Here is a 17183-nt window from a genome sequence, read left to right on the forward strand (position 1 = left end):
CGCCCGCCCCGGTGCGCCCTGGTGCCCCACCGCCTCAGCCCTGCCGGTAGGAGACGCCGGCGCCGGCGGCCGGGTAGTCCCAGGAGTAGCCCGGCGCCCCGGTGCGCAGCCGGTCGCACACCAGGCGGCAGCTGCCGCACTCCAGGCAGCCGACGTGGTCGAACGACATGACGTCGGCCGCGTCGTCCCAGACGTAGCGCTGCGCCGGGCAGGACGTCGCGCAGGCGCGGTCCGAGGGGCAGGTGCGGCACGCGACGGGGTCGATGACGATGTGCGGGTGGTGCTCGTCGGTCTCGAACCGGGTGGCCGCGAGCAGCACGTCGACGGGGCGGGTCACAGCGTCCGCACTCCCTTCAGCAGGGTGCGGGCGGTCCGCACCGGCTTCTTGATCTGGCGGGCGGCGCGCCACAGCGTCGACGCGACGGGCGTCAGCGGCTCGGGGCCCACGTGGTACAGCCCGGTCATCGCGTCGACGGCGAGCTGCGGGTAGACGGTGAACAGGTCGGTCGTCGCGGCCATCCAGTCGTGCGCGCCCCGCGTGGCCCGGAAGTCGCGCAGCAGCCCGGCCTCCAGGCGCTCGCGGTACCCGGACAGCGCGGCGGCGCCCAGCGGCGCGGTGCCGGCCGCGGCGTCCAGCGCCCCGGTCACGGCGTCCGCGGCCGCGATCCCGCTCATGACGGCGTAGTCCATGCCGCGGATCGTGAAGCCGCGGTTGAGGCACAGCCCCGCCGCGTCGCCGCAGACCAGCCAGCCGGCGCCGGACAGCTCGGGCAGCGTGTCGTACCCGCCCTCGTAGACCAGGTGGGCGCCGTACTCGACGAGCTCCCCGCCGGCGACGTAGCGGCCGATCGCCGGGTGCTCGTGCAGCGCCTCGGCGGTGTCGAGCAGCGAGTGCCCGGACTCCTTCCACGCGACGGAGTCGAGCACCAGGCCCAGCGACACCGAGTCGGCGTTGGAGTAGCAGAACACGCCGCCGAACACCCCGCGGGTGACCGCGCCCATGCCGAGCACCGCGGCGCCCTCGCCGGGCCGGACGCCGAAGATGCGGTCGACCTCCTCGCCGGAGCCGTACCGGTAGACGTACTTGGCGCCGACCGCCACGGCGTGCGGGTCGAGCGGCCGGATCAGGCCGGCGCGCTCCAGCAGCAGCGGGTTGATGCCCTCGCAGTCGATGACGACGCGCGCCTCGAGCTCGTCCTCGCCGGCCTTCACGCCCCGGACCACGCCGTCGCGGACCAGCAGGCCCTCGACGGTGGTGGCGGTGACGACCATCGCGCCGGCCTCCTCGCACCGGGCGGCCAGCCACTCCAGCAGCGGCGTGGCGAGGACGGTGTACGACTCCTCGGGCGCGGAGCCGAGCGTGGTGTCGATGTTCACCGCGTCCTGCTCGGTCAGCAGCGAGATGATCTCGCGGGTGACCCGGCGCTGGAGGGGGGCCTCGCGCCAGTCGTCGCCGAGCAGCGCCTGCAGTGCGTAGGTGTAGAGGCGGCCGCCGGTGAGGTTCTTGGAGCCGCACGTGGCGCCGCGCTCGACCAGCAGGACGGAGCGGCCGGCCTGCGCCAGCCGGTAGGTCGCGGCGAGGCCCGCGAAGCCCCCGCCGACGACGATCGCGTCGAAGACCTCCTCGTCCATCAGGCCGACTCGCGCGCCAGCGCCCGGCCGATGACCAGGGCCTGGATCTCGTTGGTGCCCTCCATGATCTGGAAGACCTTGGCGTCCCGGAAGATCTTCTCGACCGGGTACTCCTTGGTGTACCCGTTGCCGCCGAGCACCTGGATCGCCTTGCTGACGACGTCCTGCAGCATGTCGGAGACGAGCATCTTGGTGATGGCCCCCTCCTTGGTGACGGGGAGGCCGGCGTCCATGAGGCGCATCGTGTTGTGCACGAGGCAGCGGGCAGCCTCGGTCTGCGCGGCCATGTCGGCGAGCAGCTTCTGGACGAGCTGGAACTCGATGATCGGCTGCCCGAACTGCTCGCGCTGCCTCGCGTAGGCGACGGCCTCGTCCAGGGCGCGCTGCATCATGCCGACGCAGATCGTCGCCATGAACGCGCGCGAGAAGTCCAGGCCGCGCATGGCGATCCGGAAGCCCTCGCCCTCGGCGCCGACGCGGTGGTCGGCCGGGACGCGCACCTCGTCGAAGACGACGTCGCAGGTGTTGGACGTGCGCAGGCCGCACTTGTCCTCGTGGGTGCCCCAGGAGACGCCGGGCCGGTCGGTCTCGACGATGAAGCACGAGATGCCGCGGTGGCCGGCGGCCGGGTCCGTCTTGGCGAGCACGGCGTAGACCTTCGCGATGCCGCCGTTGGTGATCCAGGTCTTGGTGCCGTTGAGCACGTACTCGTCGCCGTCCCGCACCGCGGTGGTGCGGATCGCGGCGGCGTCCGACCCGGCGCCGGGCTCGGACAGCACGAACGCGCCGAGGCCGCCCGGGGCCACCAGGTCGGCGAAGAGCTGGGCCTGCTCCGGCGTGCCGGCGAGGATGACGTTGCGCAGCGCGACGAACGTCGACACCAGGGTGATCGCGTAGCCGGCGTCGACCTTGCCGAGCTCCTCGAACACCATCGCGGTGGTCGCGAAGTCCAGGCCGCCGCCCCCGAACTCCTCGGGGATCTCGAGCATGTGCAGGCCCATCTCGAAGGCGGGCCCGAAGAACCCGGGCGGCAGCTCGCCGGCCTTGTCGGCGGCGCCGATGTGCGGCGCGACCTCCTTCTGGACGAACTCACGGACCATCGCGACGAGCTCGGACTGCTCCTCGGTGAGGATGAGGGCCACGGGTGTGCTCCTTTGCTGCCCGCCGGCACGGCGGGGTGGGGGACGAGGGGACGCAGGGGCGCGGGGGACGGGGACGGTCAGGGGGCGGCGGACGCCGGCGCGGCGGGTGCCGCGGGCGCCACCGGTGCCGCGGGTGCGGACGGCACGGCCGGACCGTGCACGGCGCCGGCGGCCAGCAGGTCGGCGACCTGCGCGGGGGTGTAGCCGAGCTCGGCGAGCACGGCCTGCGTGTCCGCGCCCTGCGGCCGCGACAGCGTGAGCTCGGGGTGGCCCTGGCTGGCGAACCGCACCGGGTTGGTCGGCAGCATCCGCTGCGCGCCGTTGGGGTAGGTCACGGTCCGCAGCACGTCGTTGGCCTGCGCCTGCGGGTCGTCGTAGACGTCCCGGGGCAGCTGGCAGGGGGCGATCGGGAGGTCCAGCGCGCCGAAGGCGGCCAGCCAGTCGGCCGCGGGCCGGCGGGCGAACGCGGCGTCGAGCGCGTCGACGACCTCGGCGTTGCGCCCGGCGGCGTTCATGTCCGCGCACACCCCGAGCACCGGGTCGCCGACCAGGTCCTCGCGGCCGACCACGCGCATGACGGCGTCGTAATCCCGGTCGTACTCCGCGACGCACAGGGCCATGAGGCCGCCGTCCGAGCCGAGGTAGGTGTTGTTGAACGGGTTGGTGACGGCCCGCCGCGCCTTGGGGTACTCGGCGCCGTACTGCGCCGCGATCATCGCCTGGTTGAGCATGAACACCCCGGAGTGCAGCAGGCTGGCCGTGACGTAGTCGCCCTGGCCGGTGCGGTCCCGCTGCAGCAGCGCGGCCAGGATGCCGGCGGCGAGCACGAACGAGACCTGGAAGTCCCCGTACCCCGACGGCGGCAGCATCGCGGTGCCCTCGCGGTCCCGGGTGGTGGCGAGGACCCCGCCGCGCGACATGTAGGTGGTCATGTCGAAGCCGGCGGCGTCCTTGAGCGGCCCCTCGGCGCCGAAGCCGAGCACCTGGGCCATGACGAGGCGGGGGAACCGGGCGTGCAGCGTGTCGAAGTCGTACCCCAGCTTCGCCAGGGAGCGGACCCGCGTGCTGGTGACGAACACGTCGGCGTCCGCCAGCAGCCGGTCCATGACCTCGCGCCCGCCGGGCGTGCGCAGGTCGACCGTGACGAACCGCTTGTTCATGTTCGCCATGTCGAACCCGGGGTTCTCGTCGTCCGTGCACGGCGTGCCGAAGACGGTGCCCTGGGTGCGGCCGGGGTCGCCCCGCGGCGGCTCGACCTTGATCACGTCCGCCCCCCACTCGCCCAGCACGCGCTGGGTGGTGGGGGCGGCCAGGAACGCCGTCATGTCGACGACGCGCAGACCTGCGAGCGGCTTCATCGTCCGGTTCCCCCCCGCCCGTCAGAAGGTGTCGCCGCCGGTGGCGATCAGCCCGCGCGCCGCGGTGATGCGCTGGACCGTGGGAGGGCCCTCCTCGAGCCACATGGCGCGGCAGTCGCGGTACAGGCGCTCGACGGGGCCGTACTCGCAGTTCTCGAAGTAGCCGATGCCGCCGAGGATCTCGAGCATGTTGTCCGAGACGAGCTTGACGGTGCGGATCGAGAACAGCTTGCACATGGCCGCGTGGGTGTCGGCCTCCTCGCCGCGGTCGTAGCGGTCGGCGGTGTCGTGGACCATCTGGCGCAGCGCGTAGATGTGCGTGCCGGACTCGGCGATCATGTGCTGGATCTCCTGGCGGCTGGCCAGCACCTTGCCGAACGTGACGCGGTCCTTGGCGCGGGCGACGGAGATCTCGAGCATCCGCTGGGCCATGCCGAGGTTGGAGTCGGCGATGTGGGCGCGGGACAGGCCGAGCGAGAACATCGCGACGTGGTAGCCCTCGCCGACCTCGCCGAGGCGGTACCTGTCGGGCACGCGGCAGTCGGTGAACCGCAGGCCGGCGTGACCGGCGCCGCGGCAGCCCATCATGTGCTCCATCTCGACGATCTCGTACCCGGGGGTGTCGGTCGGGACGAAGAACGCGGTGAGGCGGTGGTCCTTGTCGGCCTCGGGGTTCGTGAGCGTGATGAGGTAGGTGCCGTCGGAGCAGTCGGTGTGGGAGATGAGGGTCTTCTCGCCGTTGATGACCCAGTCGTCGCCGTCGCGCACCGCGGAGGTCTTGATGTCGGCGCCGGAGCCGGCCTCGGCCTCGGTGAGCGCGAAGTTGATGTACAGCGTCTTGTCCGCGAACCGCGGCATCGCCCAGGTCTTGAGCTCCTCCTGGCCGAAGTCGTCCATGATCCGCCAGTTGAGGCCGGCCGCGTGGTGCAGGTGCATCCGCATGCCGCCGGGCCCGCGGGAGAACTCCTCCTGGACCTGGAAGATCTGCTTGGTCGTCAGGCCCCAGCCGCCGTACTGCTCCGGCAGGTAGAACCGGTAGAGGTTGTGCTTCTTGCCGAGCTCGAAGAACTCGTCCGGGAAGACGTTGGTGTGCTCGATCTCCTTCTGCATCTCGTCGAACGGGCCCTCGGCCAGCTCGCGGATCTCGCGCAGGTACTGCTGGAACTCCTCGTCGGTGGCGGGCTTGTGGTCGAGCACGGGCATCCTCCTCGATGGCGTGGGCCGACGGCGCGGAACGACGGCGTCGTCGTACTCACTAGTTCGTACAAACTCGTGGACAGCCTCGCACCCTGGCCGTGAGGTGCCAGGGACCAACGTCCCCGCACGCGTGCCCGATGGGCGATGTCGCAGGTCAGGGCGCTGCGGATGGGGTTGACACCCGTCGCGGGTGACTTTGTGACGCCGCGCTCAAACTCGGGACCTAGGGCCCTGCCGCGGGCCGGGGGAGGACCGATTATGTACTACCGAGTGAGTACCTACGACTGAGCTCCTCAGCCGACCGCCCCCTCGGGGCGCCGACCCCCCCGGCGCGTGCCCTTCTGCAGCAGCGTCGCTCGAAAGGCTCGACATGAAGAACCGCTACGCCCCCACCGCGGGGTCCGTGTACCTGTACTTCTTCCTCTACGGCATGGCCGTCATCATCATGTCCCAGAACTCCGCGCACCTGCAGGAGCAGTGGGGCTCGACCGAGGGCAACGTGCTGATGGCCATCTCCGGCATCGGCATCGGCAAGATCATCGGCCCGTCGTTCGCCGGGTTCCTGTCCGACCGCGTCGGCCGCCGCTTCATGGTGCTGACGTCGCTCGGCATGTACACGCTGTTCATGGTGGGCATGCTCGTCAGCCCGACGTGGCAGGTCGGCTTCGCGCTCGCCGTCTGGTTCGGCCTCGCCAACGCGATCATGGACGTCGGCACCTACCCGACGCTCATGGAGTCCTACCCGGACAAGGCCGGCTCCGCGAACATGCTCGTCAAGGCCGCCATCGCCGCCGGTCAGCTCGTGCTGCCGCTCATCATCACGTGGCTCGCCGCCTCCGGGCACTTCTGGGGCCTGCCGTTCATCGGGGCGGCCGTCGTGCTCGTCGTGGTGTTCGTCGTCATGCTGCGCGTGCCGTTCCCGGACTACAAGGCGCTGGCCGCCGAGCAGAAGGCCCGCATCGAGGCCAACGCCGAGAGCGCCGGCGACACCGGGGCCAAGCTCGGCGTCGAGGGCATCGCGCTCGTCCTGTTCGGCTTCACCGCGACGTCGATGTTCTGGCTCGCGCAGAACTCGCTGCCGTCCGCCGGGCAGTACATGGCCGGCATGAGCGAGGGCTCCGCCCGCGGCCTCATCTCCTGGTACGCCATCGGGTCGTTCGCGGGCGTGTTCATCACCGCGAGCCTGGTCGCCAAGAAGTTCCGCCCGGTGACGTTCCTCATCGTCAACCCGGTGGCGGCGGCGCTCGCGTACCTGCTGATGGTCACGGTGCAGAACGCCACGCTGTACCCGTTCCTCGCGTTCGCCATCGGCTACTTCGCCGCCGGCGGCCTGTTCCAGCTGACCGTCGTCGTGCTGGCCGAGTTCTTCCCGGTCCGCAAGGGCGTCGTCACCTCGATGATCGGCCTCGCGTCCGGCCTCGCCGCCTTCGTGCTGCCGTACCTGTCCGGCTGGCTCGTCGACGGCGCCGCCACCAAGGCGTCCGGCTACACGAACGTCGTGTGGGTCGGCCTCGTCGTCTCGGTAGCCTCGGTCCTGCTCGGCGTCCTGGTGCTGATGCGGCACCGCCGGGTGTTCCCCCGGTCCGTGGCCGCCGAGTCCCGTCCCGCGGTCGTCGCCGCCTGAGGGCGGCCGCACCCGACCAGGAGATCCCCACCATGACCGCGCTCGGAACGACGGGCCTGCCGGCCGACGTCACCCCCCGCCAGGCCCGTCGCGCCGCCGTCAGCGCGTTCGTCGGAGCCGTCATCGAGTGGTACGACTTCCTGATCTTCGGGCTGGTCGCCGCCACGGTCTTCAACAAGCACTTCTACGCCTTCGACAGCCCGACCATGAACCTGCTGGCGTCGTTCGCGACGCTCGGCATCGGGTTCCTGTTCCGGCCGCTGGGCGGGCTGTTCTTCGGGCGCATGGGCGACCGGGTCGGCCAGAAGCGCGTGCTGATCGTGACGATGACCGTCATGGGCGCGTGCACCGGGCTCGTCGGGTTCCTGCCGACGTTCGACCAGATCGGCTGGTGGTCGCCGGTGCTGCTCACCCTGCTGCGGTCCGTGCAGGGGTTCGCGGTCGGCGGCGAGTGGGGCGGGGCCGCCCTGCTCGCCGTCCGGCACGCCCCCGCGGGCCGGCGGGCGTTCTACTCCTCGGGCGTGCAGATCGGCTACGCCGTCGGCCTGGTGACGGCCTCGACCGCCGTCTCCGGGATGAGCTACCTCACCGGCGACCAGTTCGAGGTGTGGGGCTGGCGGGTGCCGTTCTGGTCCTCGATCGTGCTGATCGCGGTCGGGCTGTGGATCCGGTCGGGCGTCGTCGAGCGCCCCAAGGAGCCGCAGGCTGCGAGCTCCGCGGCGGCGGGCGGCGTGCGGGCGGCGATCCGGCAGAACCCCCGGGCGTTCCTCGAGATCATCGGCCTGCGGCTCGTCGAGCTGCTCACGATGTACATCGTCACGACGTTCGCGGTGGCGTACGCCGACACGCACCTGGGGATGCCGCGCGAGCAGCTCGTCAACGTCGCGGCGCTGGTGGGCGCGCTCGGCATCGTGTCGATCCCGGCGTTCGCGTACCTGTCCGACCGGGGCGGCTGGCGGCGCAACTACGTGGTCGGCTCGCTGGTCGCCGCGGTGTGCGCGTTCCCGTTCTTCTTCGCCCTGGAGTCCCGGTCGATCGTCGCGATCGCGATCGTGGCGATCCTGCTCATCAACGTCGCCCACGACATGGCGGTCTCGGTGCAGCAGCCGCTCATCACCCAGATGTTCGGCGCCGCGCACCAGAACACCGGGGCCGGGGTCGGGTACCAGGTGGCCTCGGCCATCGCCGGCGGCTTCACGCCGTTCCTGGCCACGGCCATGCTCGAGGCGGCGCACGGGCGGTGGTGGCCGGTGGCGACCTACCTGCTCGTCGGGTCGCTCGTCTCCGCCGCGGTCGCGGCGTTCGCGGTCCGGCAGCCGGCCGCGGCCTGAGCGCGGTCCGGGCCCGGTCGTCGCGGACCGGGCCCGGGCCGTCCCCGGGTCAGGCGGCGTCCGCCGGGTCCGCCAGCACGAAGCGCAGCACCACGTCCTCGATCATCGCCCGGACGTGCGCCGACTCCTGCTCGCCCAGCATGTCCCGGCCGAACAGCTCCCGGAACGTCGAGCGGTTCGACACGCGCTGGAACGCCAGGCCCGAGATGACCTCCTGCACGTCGAGCGCCGTCGGGGCGTCCGGTCCCGCCCGGAACACGCCCTGCTCGCGCCCGCGCCGCAGGATGTCCTCGATGATCGTCACCGCCGAGCGGTTCGCGGCACGCACCTCGTCGGACATCAGGTGGATCGCCCCGGCCTCGAGCAGGTTCTCGAACACCACCAGCCGCACGAACGCCGGGTTCTGCTCGTGGTGCTGCACGTTCGACCGGACCAGCAGCCGCAGCGCCTCGGCCGGGTCCCGCTCGTCGAGGTGCAGCCCGACCTCCGTGGCCCGGATGCGCCGGTAGGACTCGAGGAGCGCCTCGGCGTAGAGCTGCTCCTTGCTGCGGAAGTAGTAGTAGATCATCCGCTTCGTGGAGCGGGTGCGCTCCGCGATGGCGTCCACCCGCCCGCCCATCAGGCCGTGCGTCGAGAACTCCTCGATGGCCGCCTCGAGGATCTCGCGACGGGTGCCCTCGGGGTCGCGGCGTGCCACGGCGGTGCGCGCCGTGCCGCGGCGGGCGCCGCCGTGGCCGTCGGGGCCGTCGGTGGGCGCGGTGGTCGCGGTCGTCTCGGGCATGGCGGATCTCCGGTCGTCGTCCCGCGTGCCCCCTGCGAGCACGCGCGGCCGTCCGCAGGTCGGAGAGCCGCGAGGTGCAGTATGAACCACTTGGTACGATCCGCGACGCACCGCGGCACCGACCGCCGCGTCGCCGTACCCCTGGAGGACCGCGTCATGCAGCCCCGCCCCGCCCCGCACGCCGCCGCACAGCCCCCGCTGCCCGAGCACGGCCCGCTCCTGGTGCTCTGCGGCCCGATGGGGTCCGGCAAGACCTCCGTCGGGCAGGCGCTCGCCCGGCGCTGGTCGGTCGAGCTGCGCGACACCGACGACGACGTCGAGCAGCGGGCCGGCGTCACCATCGCCGACATCTTCCTCGCCGAGGGCGAGGACGCGTTCCGCCAGCGCGAGCACGAGGCCGTCGAGGCCGCCCTCGCCGAGCACCGGGGCGTCCTCGCCCTCGGCGGCGGCGCACCGCTGCGCCAGGACACCCAGGAGGAGCTAGCCGCGTACGTCGCGGGCGGCGGCATCGTGGTGTTCCTCGACGTCAGCATCGAGTACGCGGCGCCCCGCGTCGGGCTCGACGACTCCCGGCCGCTGCTGATGGGCAACCCCCGGCAGCGGTGGATCGACATCATGCGCGAGCGCCGGGAGGTCTACGAGTCCGTCTCGACCCTCCGCACGCTCACCGACGGCATGACGGCCGCCGAGGTCGCCAAGGAGATCGAGCGCCGGCTGCGCGTCGCCGCCCGGGAGCGCGCCGAGCACGCCGGGCACGCCAAGCACGGCCCGCACTCCGGCGAGCGTCACTAGCGCCGCGGCGGTCGGGGGCTAGCGTCGGGCCATGGAGTTCCGACGCATCCCGGGCCTGCCGCCGTACGTGTTCACGATCATCGACACGCTCAAGGTCGAGGCGCGGCGCGCCGACCGGGACGTGGTGGACCTGGGCTTCGGCAACCCCGACCTGCCGAGCCCGCAGCTCGCGGTCGACAAGCTCGCCGAGGCGGCGCAGAACACCCGCAACCACCGGTACTCCGCGTCCCGCGGCATCCCCAAGCTCCGCCAGGCGGTCGCCGACCACTACCTGCGCCGGTTCGGCGTGACCCTCGACCCGGAGACCGAGGTGATCTCGACCATCGGGGCCAAGGAGGGGTTCAGCCACCTCATGTGGGTGCTGCTGCAGCCCGGCGACGCGGCGCTGGTGCCGACCCCGTCGTACCCCATCCACATCTGGGGCCCGTACTTCGCCGGCGCCGACGCCCGCCAGGTGCCGATCGGTGACGGCACGGACGGCGCCGGCTACGTGGACCGCGTGATGGAGGCGTGGGACCTCGGCTGGCCGAAGCCGCGCGTCGTCGTGCTGTCCTTCCCGCACAACCCGACCACCACCACCGTCGAGCTGCACGACCTGCAGCGGCTCGTCGACTGGGCGCGGGAGCGGGACGTCGTCCTCGTGCACGACCTCGCGTACGCCGACATGAGCTTCGACGGCTGGACGCCGCCGTCGATCATGCAGTGCGTCGGCGCCACGGAGGTCGCGGTCGAGCTGTACTCGATGACCAAGTCCTACTCCATGGCCGGGTGGCGGGTGGCGTTCCTCGTCGGGCGGCGCGACGTGGTGGGCGCGCTCGCGAAGCTCAAGTCGTACCTGGACTACGGCACGTTCCAGCCCATCCAGATCGCCGCGACCGTCACGCTCAACGAGGCGACGGAGTACCCGGCGGAGCTGTCCGCCGTCTACGAGAGCCGCCGCAACGCCCTCGTCGACGGCCTGTCGCGGATCGGGTGGGACATCCTGCGGCCGCGCGGGACCATGTTCGCCTGGGCGCGGATCCCCGAGCCGTACCGGGACCTCGGGTCGATCGAGTTCGCCGAGCTGCTCGTGCGCGAGTGCGACGTCGCCGTCTCGCCGGGCGTCGGGTTCGGCCCGGGCGGCGACGGGCACGTGCGGTTCGCGCTCATCGAGAACGAGCAGCGGATCGCCCAGGCGGTGCGCGGGCTGCGCCGGGGGCTCACCCGGCTCTGACGCACGGCCGCCCGGACCCGCGGGCGCTCACCGTCCGGGGTCGGCTCAGGGTGCGCTCCGGGTGGTCCCCGATGCGGGGCGGGCCGGCCGGCTGGGAGGCTCGGGAGCACGACGCGGGGACGGCCCGCGCCCGGGACGAGGAGACGCACGATGGCACCGCGCACGACGGCACGGCGCAGCGCAGCAGGGCGCACGGCGGCAGGGCGTACGGCGGCAGGGCGCACCGCGGTGCGGCGCCGGACGGCCGGCGCGGTGGCGCTCGGGGCGGTCGCCGCGGTCGCGCTCGGCGGGTGCGTGGCGTCCGCCGGACCGAGCGAGACCCGGGAGGTCGAGGTCGGGGACGTCCACGCCGTGGACCTCGGCACGGGCGGCGAGCTGACCGTGCGGCGCGGCGACCGGGCCGGCCTCACCATCACGGCCGGCGCGCGCACGCAGGACCGGCTGGTCGTCCGCGAGCGCGACGGCGTGCTGCTCCTGGAGGCGGACAGCCGGCCGTTCGGCGGCCTCGGGGACGTCGAGTACGAGCTCGTCCTGCCCCGGGTCGACGAGGTGGCGGTGTCCGGCTCGGGCGACGTCGAGCTGGTCGACGTCACGGGTGAGCGGCTCCGGGTGCTGGTCGAGGGCTCGGGCAGCGTGTCCGCGTCCGGCGTGGACGCCGACCGGGTGGACGTGACGATCGAGGGCTCCGGCGGTGTCGAGCTGTCCGGCCGGGCGGGTGCGGCCAACCTGAGCATCGAGGGCTCCGGCGACCTGGACCTGGAGGACCTCCGGCTGGAGGAGGCGAACGTGTCGGTCGAGGGCTCCGGCGACGTCGAGGTCAGCGTGCGGGACCGGCTCGCCGTGTCGATCAGCGGCTCCGGGACCGTGAGCTACACCGGCGACCCGCGGGTCGAGCAGGACGTCTCGGGGTCCGGCTCGGTCGAGCGCGGCTGACGGCCGGTCAGAGCACGTCGGACCCGGCGACCACCCGCGCCCCGGGCACGGGGCCGGAGGCGGTGAGCACCGAGTCGGCGACCCCTGCGGCGGTCATCGCCGCGGCGATCACGAGCGCGTGCTGCCGGCTGCGGGCCAGCGCCGCGACCGTCGGGCCGGACCCGGAGACGACCACGCCGAGCGCCCCGGCGTCCTCGGCGACGGCGAGCGTCTCCACGAGGCCGGGCGCGAGCTCCACGGCCGCGTCCTGCAGGTCGTTGTGCAGCAGGGCGCCGACCGCCGGCGCGTCCCCCGCCCGCAGCGCCTGCAGCAGCGCGACGTCGGCGTCGGGCTCCGGCCCCGGGTGGCCGCCGCCGAGCGCGTCGAACTCCTCGAACACGCGCGGCGTCGCGAGCCCCTCGTCCCGGACGCCGAACGCCCAGTGGTACTCCCCGCGGCTGAGGGCGGCGGTCAGCAGGTCGCCCCGGCCCGCCCCGACGGCGGTCTGGCCCATGAGCAGGAACGGCACGTCGGAGCCGAGGTCGGCGGCGATCTCGTGCAGCTCCTCCCGTCCGAGGCCCGTGCCCCAGAACGCGTCGCACGCCAGCAGCGCGGCAGCCGCGTCGGCGGAACCCCCGGCCATGCCGCCGGCGACCGGGACGCCCTTGTGCAGGTGCAGGTGCACCCCGTCGGAGACGCCGGTGCGGTCGGCCAGGGCACGCGCGGCCCGCAGCGCCAGGTTGCTGCCGTCCGTGGGCACCAGCTCCGACTGCGGCCCGGAGACCGTGACGCGCAGCTCGTCGGCGGCGCTCGCGACCACGTCCTCGTAGACCGAGACGGCCTGGAACACGGTCGACAGCGGGTGGTACCCGTCAGGCCGGCGCGGGCCGACTCGGAGCGAGAGGTTGACCTTGCCCGGCGCCCGCACGCGGACCTCACGGCCGGTGCGGGGGGCGAGGCGCAGGTCGGTCACGGGACCACTGTGCCAGGTCCGGGCGCTGGTGGCGCGGGGTCGTCGGACCCGGGCCGGGCGCCCTCCGTCGCGCTCAGACGCCGGGCAGGTGCTCGGCGACGCGCGCGAGGGCGGCCACGTCCAGGGCCTCGCCGCGCGCCTGCGGGTCGACCCCCGCCGCCGCGAGGGCCGCGACCGCGGGCCCCGACCCCCCGGCGAGCGGTGCGAGCGCGGAACGCAGCATCTTGCGCCGCTGCGCGAACGCCGCGTCCACGACGGCGAAGACCTGCTCGCGGGTGGCGGACGTCGGCGGGGGCTCGCGCCGGTCCAGGCGCACCAGCGCGGAGTCGACGTTGGGCACCGGCCAGAACACCGTGCGCCCCACGGTCGCGGTGCGGCGCGCGGAGGCGTACCAGGCGGCCTTGGCCGACGGCACCCCGTAGGTGCGGCTGCCCGGCGGGGCGGCGAGCCGGTCCGCGACCTCGGCCTGCACCATCACCAGGACGCGCTCCAGGGTCGGGAACCGCTCGAGGAACGTCAGCAGCACCGGCACGGACACGTTGTACGGCAGGTTGGCGACCAGCGCGGTGGGCGGGCGGCCCGGCAGCGCCCGGACGTCGAGGGCGTCACCGCGGACGACCGTCAGCGAGGGGGCGGGGGCGGGGGCGGGACCGGCGGGGGGCGCCGGGTGCTCGTCGGGGCGGACGTCCGCGCCGGCGTCCGGGGTGACGTCCGGGCCGATGTCCGAGAGGTCCACGACGTCCACGTCCGCGCCGGGGACGTGCCGCCGGACCGTCTCCGGCAGCAGGCCCGCGAGCACCGGGTCGATCTCCACGGCGACGACGTCCGCGCCGGCCTCCAGCAGGCCCAGCGTCAGCGAGCCGAGCCCCGGGCCGACCTCGACGACCCGCTCGCCCGCGACCACGTCGGCCTGCCGCACGATCTTGCGCACCGTGCCGCCGTCGAGCACGAAGTTCTGCCCGAGCGTCTTCGTCGGCCGGATCCCCGCCCGCTCGGCGAGGGCGCGGATCTCCGCGGGACCGAGCAACGGCCCCGCCGCAGGAGCGACGGGGCCGTTGCTGGAGGACATGCGAGCGAGCCTACCGGCCGCGCGCGTGCGGCCGGCGTGCGGCCGTCCGCCGCGGCGTCAGGAGAACAGCCGCGGCCCGCAGTGCGGCCACTGGCCGGCGCCGGAGCGGTTGTACAGCATCTGCGCCCGCGCGGTCTGCTCGTCGGCCGAGGCCTCCGAGGGCAGGCCCGCGCCACCGACGGCCTGCCAGGTGGCGACCGAGAACTGGTACAGGCCGTGGTACGTCCCGCTCGCGGAGACCGCGGTGGGGTTGCCGCCCGACTCGCACGCCGCGAGGGCGCCCCAGTTCAGGCCGGCCGCGTCGCCGCCGCCGACAGCGGGGGTGCTCGGGGTGCTCGGCGCCGCGACGACCGGGCGCTTCGTGGTCCCGACGTTCGTCACCTGCGCGACGGGCGCCTGCGTGACCTCGTCGGAGAGCAGGTCGCGCCCCGTCTCCTTGCCGTCCACGGTCGTGACCCGCTCGATGACGGTCCGCACGCCGGGCACGCCCGCGGTGGTGACCTTCGACTGGCCGACGTACAGCGCCGGGTCGTCCTGCTCGACGGCGTCGAACGGCACCTCGCTCGTGGTGGTGACGTCCTCGACGACCACGCGGTTCACGACGACCGTCACGCGGTCGTCCCGGTGGCGCACGCTCACGCGGTCGAGCGGCTGGAGCTCGACGTCCAGGCGGTCGAGCGCGTCGGCGACCGTGGTGCTGCCGTCGGGGACCGTGAGGGTCGTGCCGTCCACGACCACGTCGGCCGGGCCGTCCAGCGTGAGGTCCAGCGACAGGTCGGGGCGGCCGCCCGCGGTGGAGCGCGACGCCACGAGGCGCACGTCGTCGCCGCGGGTGGCGAGCATCTCGAGCGCCTCGTCGGCGGTCAGCGCGGTCGTCCAGACCGTCGCCTGCTCGCCGTCCGCCTGCACGGTCACCTGGCGGGCGTGCCGGACGACGACGTCGACGCCGTCGCTCAGGGCCCCGGCAGGGCTGACGGTGTCACGGGCGCCGAGCTCGAGGTCCTGCTCGGCGAGGAGGCCGTCGACGCTGCCCGCGAACGTGGAGACGGTGGTGCTCACGCCGTCCACGTCGAGGGTGACGGTCTTGTGGGCGTCGGCGACGGCGATGCCGCCGGTGGCCAGCACGACCACGGCGGTCGCGGCACCGATGAGGCGCACACGACCCCGGCGCGTCCGGCGCTCGGCGGTCGGCTCCTGGTCCGTGGTCCCGGGGTCCGTCGTGTTGGACACGACGCGGGTGCGGAGGGTGGCGGGCGTGGCTGCGAGGCGCGTGCGGGCGCGACGGAGGAGGGAGGTCACGTGTGTCCAGACGACGGCGGTCCCGGGCACGAGGGGCGGGGTGCGTCGCGGTCCGCGACGCCCGGCGGTGCCCCGGGCTCAGGAGCCCGCGGCGACGGCGGCACCTGGAGGGAGGAGCCGCACCCGACGGTCCCGGATCCTCGATCCGGCGGTCGGCCCTCCGAGACCCGGAGGGGCGGTGCTGCCCGGGAGCCCAGGGTTGCGGGCTGTCACGGGCGACACGCGACCGTAACCCATTCGTGATCTGCTGCCAAGTGGGGGACAGGGCGCGGGGGTCAGTACCAGCCCTTGGCCTGGAACGACGACCAGGCGCCGCACGGCGTCGAGTACCGGCCGGCGATGTAGTTCAGACCCCACGTGATCTGCGTGGACGGGTTGGTGCGCCAGTCGGCGGCGATGCTGGCCATCTTCGAGCCGGGCAGCGCCTGCGGGATCCCGTACGCGCCCGACGAGCGGTTCTCGGCGTCGACCCGCCAGCCGCTCTCCTTGTTCCACAGCTCCAGCAGGCAGGCGAACTGGTCGTCGCCCCACCCGCGCTCCGCGGCCAGCTGCTTGCCGACCTCCTGCGCGCTGCCCGGCGTGACGGTGATGTCCACCCCGGACGCGAGCTCCATCGTGCCGACCTTGACGACCTGGGTCACGGGCTCGACGGTCACCGCCGACGCCACGACCTGCCGGTCCACGACCGCGCCGCCGACCGTGGACGTCGAGTACGTGGTGGTCCGCACGCCCGCGCGGCCCTTGGTCTCGACGACCCGGGTGCCCTTCACGAGCGTCGGGTCCTCGACCTCCTGCTCCTCGAACGGGACGGCCTCCTCGACGCGCTCGCCGCCGGTCGCCGCGCGGGTCACCAGCACCACCAGGCCGTCGGTCGCGGTGGCGTCCAGCGGCACCGACACGCGGTCGCCCTCGTTCAGCACCAGGCCGATCTCCCGCAGGGCGTCGCGCACCGTCCCGGCGCTGGTCACCCCGTCGATCACCTGGCCGTCCACCGCGAGGTGGATCGTCTTCTGCGTCGAGACCCGCAGCACGTCGCCGCGGCTCAGCGACGACGACCGCGACGCGGACAGCAGGGTCTCGTTCTCCCGCAGGCCCAGTCCCTCGACGGCCTCGCCGACCGTCAGCGCGGTGGTCCACACGGTGCGCTGCTCGCCGTCCACCTCGACGTCGAGCTGCCGGCCGTGGCGGACGACCACCTGGGACCCGTCGCGCACGGGCTCGCCGAGCGCCGGGGCGACCATGTCGCGCTCGCCGACCTCGATGTCGCCCGCCGCGAGCACCTGCGCGACGGTCCGGCCGAACGCGCTCACCTCGACCGGCGTGCCGTCGACCTCGACCGTGATCGTCTTGTGCAGCCCGGCGAACGCCGTCGTCGCGCCCGCGACCAGCAGCAGGGCGGCTCCCTGCGCCCCGATCCGCAGCAGCCGGCCCCTCCGGGAGCGGTGCGCGCGGTGGGCGTGTGCGCGGTGCGGGTGCGCGTCGCGCGGTGCGGGGTGCGGGGTCGGTCCCGTCGCGGCGGACCCGGTCGCGACGGCGTCGGCGGAGGGCTCGGTGCGCCCCGCCGGCAGCGGCCGGGAGGGCACGGACGGGTCGGGCGCAAGCACGCGGACGGCTCCAGCAGGTCGGGACGGCGGGAGGGAGGGACTCACGCCGGGTACAGCAACCCCGACCGTAACCGATTCGTGACCCGCAGCGGAAGCCACCCGCCGCGCCACCACCCACCCGGCCGCCCCGCCACCACCCACCCGGCCGCCCCGCCCGCTCGGCGGCCCCGCCTGCGTCGACGGCCCCGTCACGGCCGCCCCGGCACCCGCACCGCCTCCCGCGCGTTCGGAGGCTCCCACAGTGCTCGGAGGCGTC

Annotated in this window: 15 protein-coding genes; 5 read left to right on the forward strand and 10 right to left on the reverse strand. The window is 73.8% G+C overall.

Going from position 1 to position 17183, the window contains the following annotated elements; translation table 11 throughout:
• Positions 1–34 precede the first annotated feature (34 nt).
• The 5 genes from AAHH18_RS03485 to AAHH18_RS03505 all read right to left on the reverse strand — a co-directional run bounded on the left by AAHH18_RS03485 (position 35) and on the right by AAHH18_RS03505 (position 5335).
• Positions 35–337 (reverse strand): ferredoxin family protein, encoded by a 303-nt coding sequence (locus AAHH18_RS03485; RefSeq protein WP_343300591.1) that lies wholly within the window; start codon positions 335–337, stop codon positions 35–37.
• Positions 334–1632: an FAD-dependent oxidoreductase gene (locus AAHH18_RS03490; protein WP_343300592.1), complete on the reverse strand. Its 1299-nt coding sequence runs from the start codon at positions 1630–1632 to the stop codon at positions 334–336. The genes AAHH18_RS03485 and AAHH18_RS03490 overlap by 4 nt, the downstream gene beginning before the upstream one ends.
• Positions 1632–2774, reverse strand: coding sequence for an acyl-CoA dehydrogenase family protein (locus tag AAHH18_RS03495; RefSeq protein WP_283321241.1), 1143 nt, complete (start codon positions 2772–2774; stop codon positions 1632–1634). The genes AAHH18_RS03490 and AAHH18_RS03495 overlap by 1 nt, the downstream gene beginning before the upstream one ends.
• Before the next feature lie 77 nt (positions 2775–2851).
• Positions 2852–4132 carry a CaiB/BaiF CoA transferase family protein gene (locus tag AAHH18_RS03500; RefSeq protein ID WP_343300593.1) on the reverse strand — a complete coding sequence of 427 codons (1281 nt, stop codon included), beginning with the start codon at positions 4130–4132 and terminating at the stop codon, positions 2852–2854.
• Between the two features lie 21 nt (positions 4133–4153).
• Positions 4154–5335 carry an acyl-CoA dehydrogenase family protein gene (locus tag AAHH18_RS03505; protein WP_343300594.1) on the reverse strand — a complete coding sequence of 394 codons (1182 nt, stop codon included), beginning with the start codon at positions 5333–5335 and terminating at the stop codon, positions 4154–4156.
• Between the two features lie 364 nt (positions 5336–5699).
• Here AAHH18_RS03505 and AAHH18_RS03510 point away from each other — a divergent pair, with 364 nt between their 5' ends.
• Both AAHH18_RS03510 and shiA read left to right on the forward strand, forming a co-directional pair.
• Positions 5700–6953: an MFS transporter gene (locus AAHH18_RS03510; protein ID WP_283321238.1), complete on the forward strand. Its 1254-nt coding sequence runs from the start codon at positions 5700–5702 to the stop codon at positions 6951–6953.
• Between the two features lie 32 nt (positions 6954–6985).
• Positions 6986–8284 carry a shikimate transporter gene (shiA, locus tag AAHH18_RS03515; protein WP_343300595.1) on the forward strand — a complete coding sequence of 433 codons (1299 nt, stop codon included), beginning with the start codon at positions 6986–6988 and terminating at the stop codon, positions 8282–8284.
• A gap of 49 nt (positions 8285–8333) precedes the next feature.
• Here shiA and AAHH18_RS03520 read toward each other — a convergent pair whose 3' ends face one another.
• Complete coding sequence (locus AAHH18_RS03520) at positions 8334–9065, reverse strand: TetR/AcrR family transcriptional regulator (RefSeq protein WP_343300596.1); 732 nt, start codon at positions 9063–9065, stop codon at positions 8334–8336.
• Positions 9066–9221: 156 nt separating this feature from the next.
• Between AAHH18_RS03520 and AAHH18_RS03525 the strand changes: the two genes are divergently transcribed.
• The 3 genes from AAHH18_RS03525 (at position 9222) to AAHH18_RS03535 (ending at position 12003) form a co-directional block, all read left to right on the forward strand.
• Positions 9222–9857 (forward strand): shikimate kinase, encoded by a 636-nt coding sequence (locus AAHH18_RS03525; RefSeq protein WP_283321235.1) that lies wholly within the window; start codon positions 9222–9224, stop codon positions 9855–9857.
• Between the two features lie 31 nt (positions 9858–9888).
• A complete protein-coding gene (locus tag AAHH18_RS03530) occupies positions 9889–11070 on the forward strand; it encodes an aminotransferase class I/II-fold pyridoxal phosphate-dependent enzyme (RefSeq protein ID WP_343300597.1) in 1182 nt (393 codons plus the stop codon).
• Positions 11071–11220: 150 nt separating this feature from the next.
• Positions 11221–12003, forward strand: coding sequence for a head GIN domain-containing protein (locus AAHH18_RS03535; RefSeq protein ID WP_343300598.1), 783 nt, complete (start codon positions 11221–11223; stop codon positions 12001–12003).
• A 7-nt stretch (positions 12004–12010) separates the two neighbouring features.
• Here the strand turns inward: AAHH18_RS03535 and AAHH18_RS03540 are convergent, their stop codons facing one another.
• The 4 genes from AAHH18_RS03540 to AAHH18_RS03555 all read right to left on the reverse strand — a co-directional run bounded on the left by AAHH18_RS03540 (position 12011) and on the right by AAHH18_RS03555 (position 16927).
• Entirely contained in the window at positions 12011–12955 is a 945-nt protein-coding gene (locus AAHH18_RS03540) for a 4-(cytidine 5'-diphospho)-2-C-methyl-D-erythritol kinase (protein WP_343300599.1), read from the reverse strand.
• Positions 12956–13028: 73 nt separating this feature from the next.
• Entirely contained in the window at positions 13029–14024 is a 996-nt protein-coding gene (locus tag AAHH18_RS03545; RefSeq protein ID WP_343300600.1) for a ribosomal RNA small subunit methyltransferase A, read from the reverse strand.
• 57 nt (positions 14025–14081) lie between these two features.
• A complete protein-coding gene (locus AAHH18_RS03550; RefSeq protein WP_343300601.1) occupies positions 14082–15254 on the reverse strand; it encodes a G5 domain-containing protein in 1173 nt (390 codons plus the stop codon).
• Between the two features lie 344 nt (positions 15255–15598).
• The gene (locus AAHH18_RS03555) at positions 15599–16927 is read right to left on the reverse strand and encodes an aggregation-promoting factor C-terminal-like domain-containing protein (RefSeq protein WP_343300602.1); all 1329 of its coding nucleotides are present in this window, start codon (positions 16925–16927) and stop codon (positions 15599–15601) included.
• Positions 16928–17183: the final 256 nt, after the last annotated feature.

The sequence above is a fragment of the Cellulomonas olei genome (genome assembly GCF_039548315.1).
Lineage (GTDB): Bacteria > Actinomycetota > Actinomycetes > Actinomycetales > Cellulomonadaceae > Cellulomonas.

Bases quoted from the DNA above. Each gene is read 5' to 3' on its own strand.
- AAHH18_RS03545 (WP_343300600.1), bottom strand. From the start codon at position 14,024: ATGTCCTCCAGCAACGGCCCCGTCGCTCCTGCGGCGGGGCCGTTGCTC.
- AAHH18_RS03530 (WP_343300597.1), top strand. From the start codon at position 9,889: ATGGAGTTCCGACGCATCCCGGGCCTGCCGCCGTACGTGTTCACGATC.
- AAHH18_RS03525 (WP_283321235.1), top strand. From the start codon at position 9,222: ATGCAGCCCCGCCCCGCCCCGCACGCCGCCGCACAGCCCCCGCTGCCC.
- AAHH18_RS03510 (WP_283321238.1), top strand. From the start codon at position 5,700: ATGAAGAACCGCTACGCCCCCACCGCGGGGTCCGTGTACCTGTACTTC.
- shiA (WP_343300595.1), top strand. From the start codon at position 6,986: ATGACCGCGCTCGGAACGACGGGCCTGCCGGCCGACGTCACCCCCCGC.
- AAHH18_RS03490 (WP_343300592.1), bottom strand. From the start codon at position 1,632: ATGGACGAGGAGGTCTTCGACGCGATCGTCGTCGGCGGGGGCTTCGCG.
- AAHH18_RS03520 (WP_343300596.1), bottom strand. From the start codon at position 9,065: ATGCCCGAGACGACCGCGACCACCGCGCCCACCGACGGCCCCGACGGC.
- AAHH18_RS03505 (WP_343300594.1), bottom strand. From the start codon at position 5,335: ATGCCCGTGCTCGACCACAAGCCCGCCACCGACGAGGAGTTCCAGCAG.
- AAHH18_RS03535 (WP_343300598.1), top strand. From the start codon at position 11,221: ATGGCACCGCGCACGACGGCACGGCGCAGCGCAGCAGGGCGCACGGCG.
- AAHH18_RS03500 (WP_343300593.1), bottom strand. From the start codon at position 4,132: ATGAAGCCGCTCGCAGGTCTGCGCGTCGTCGACATGACGGCGTTCCTG.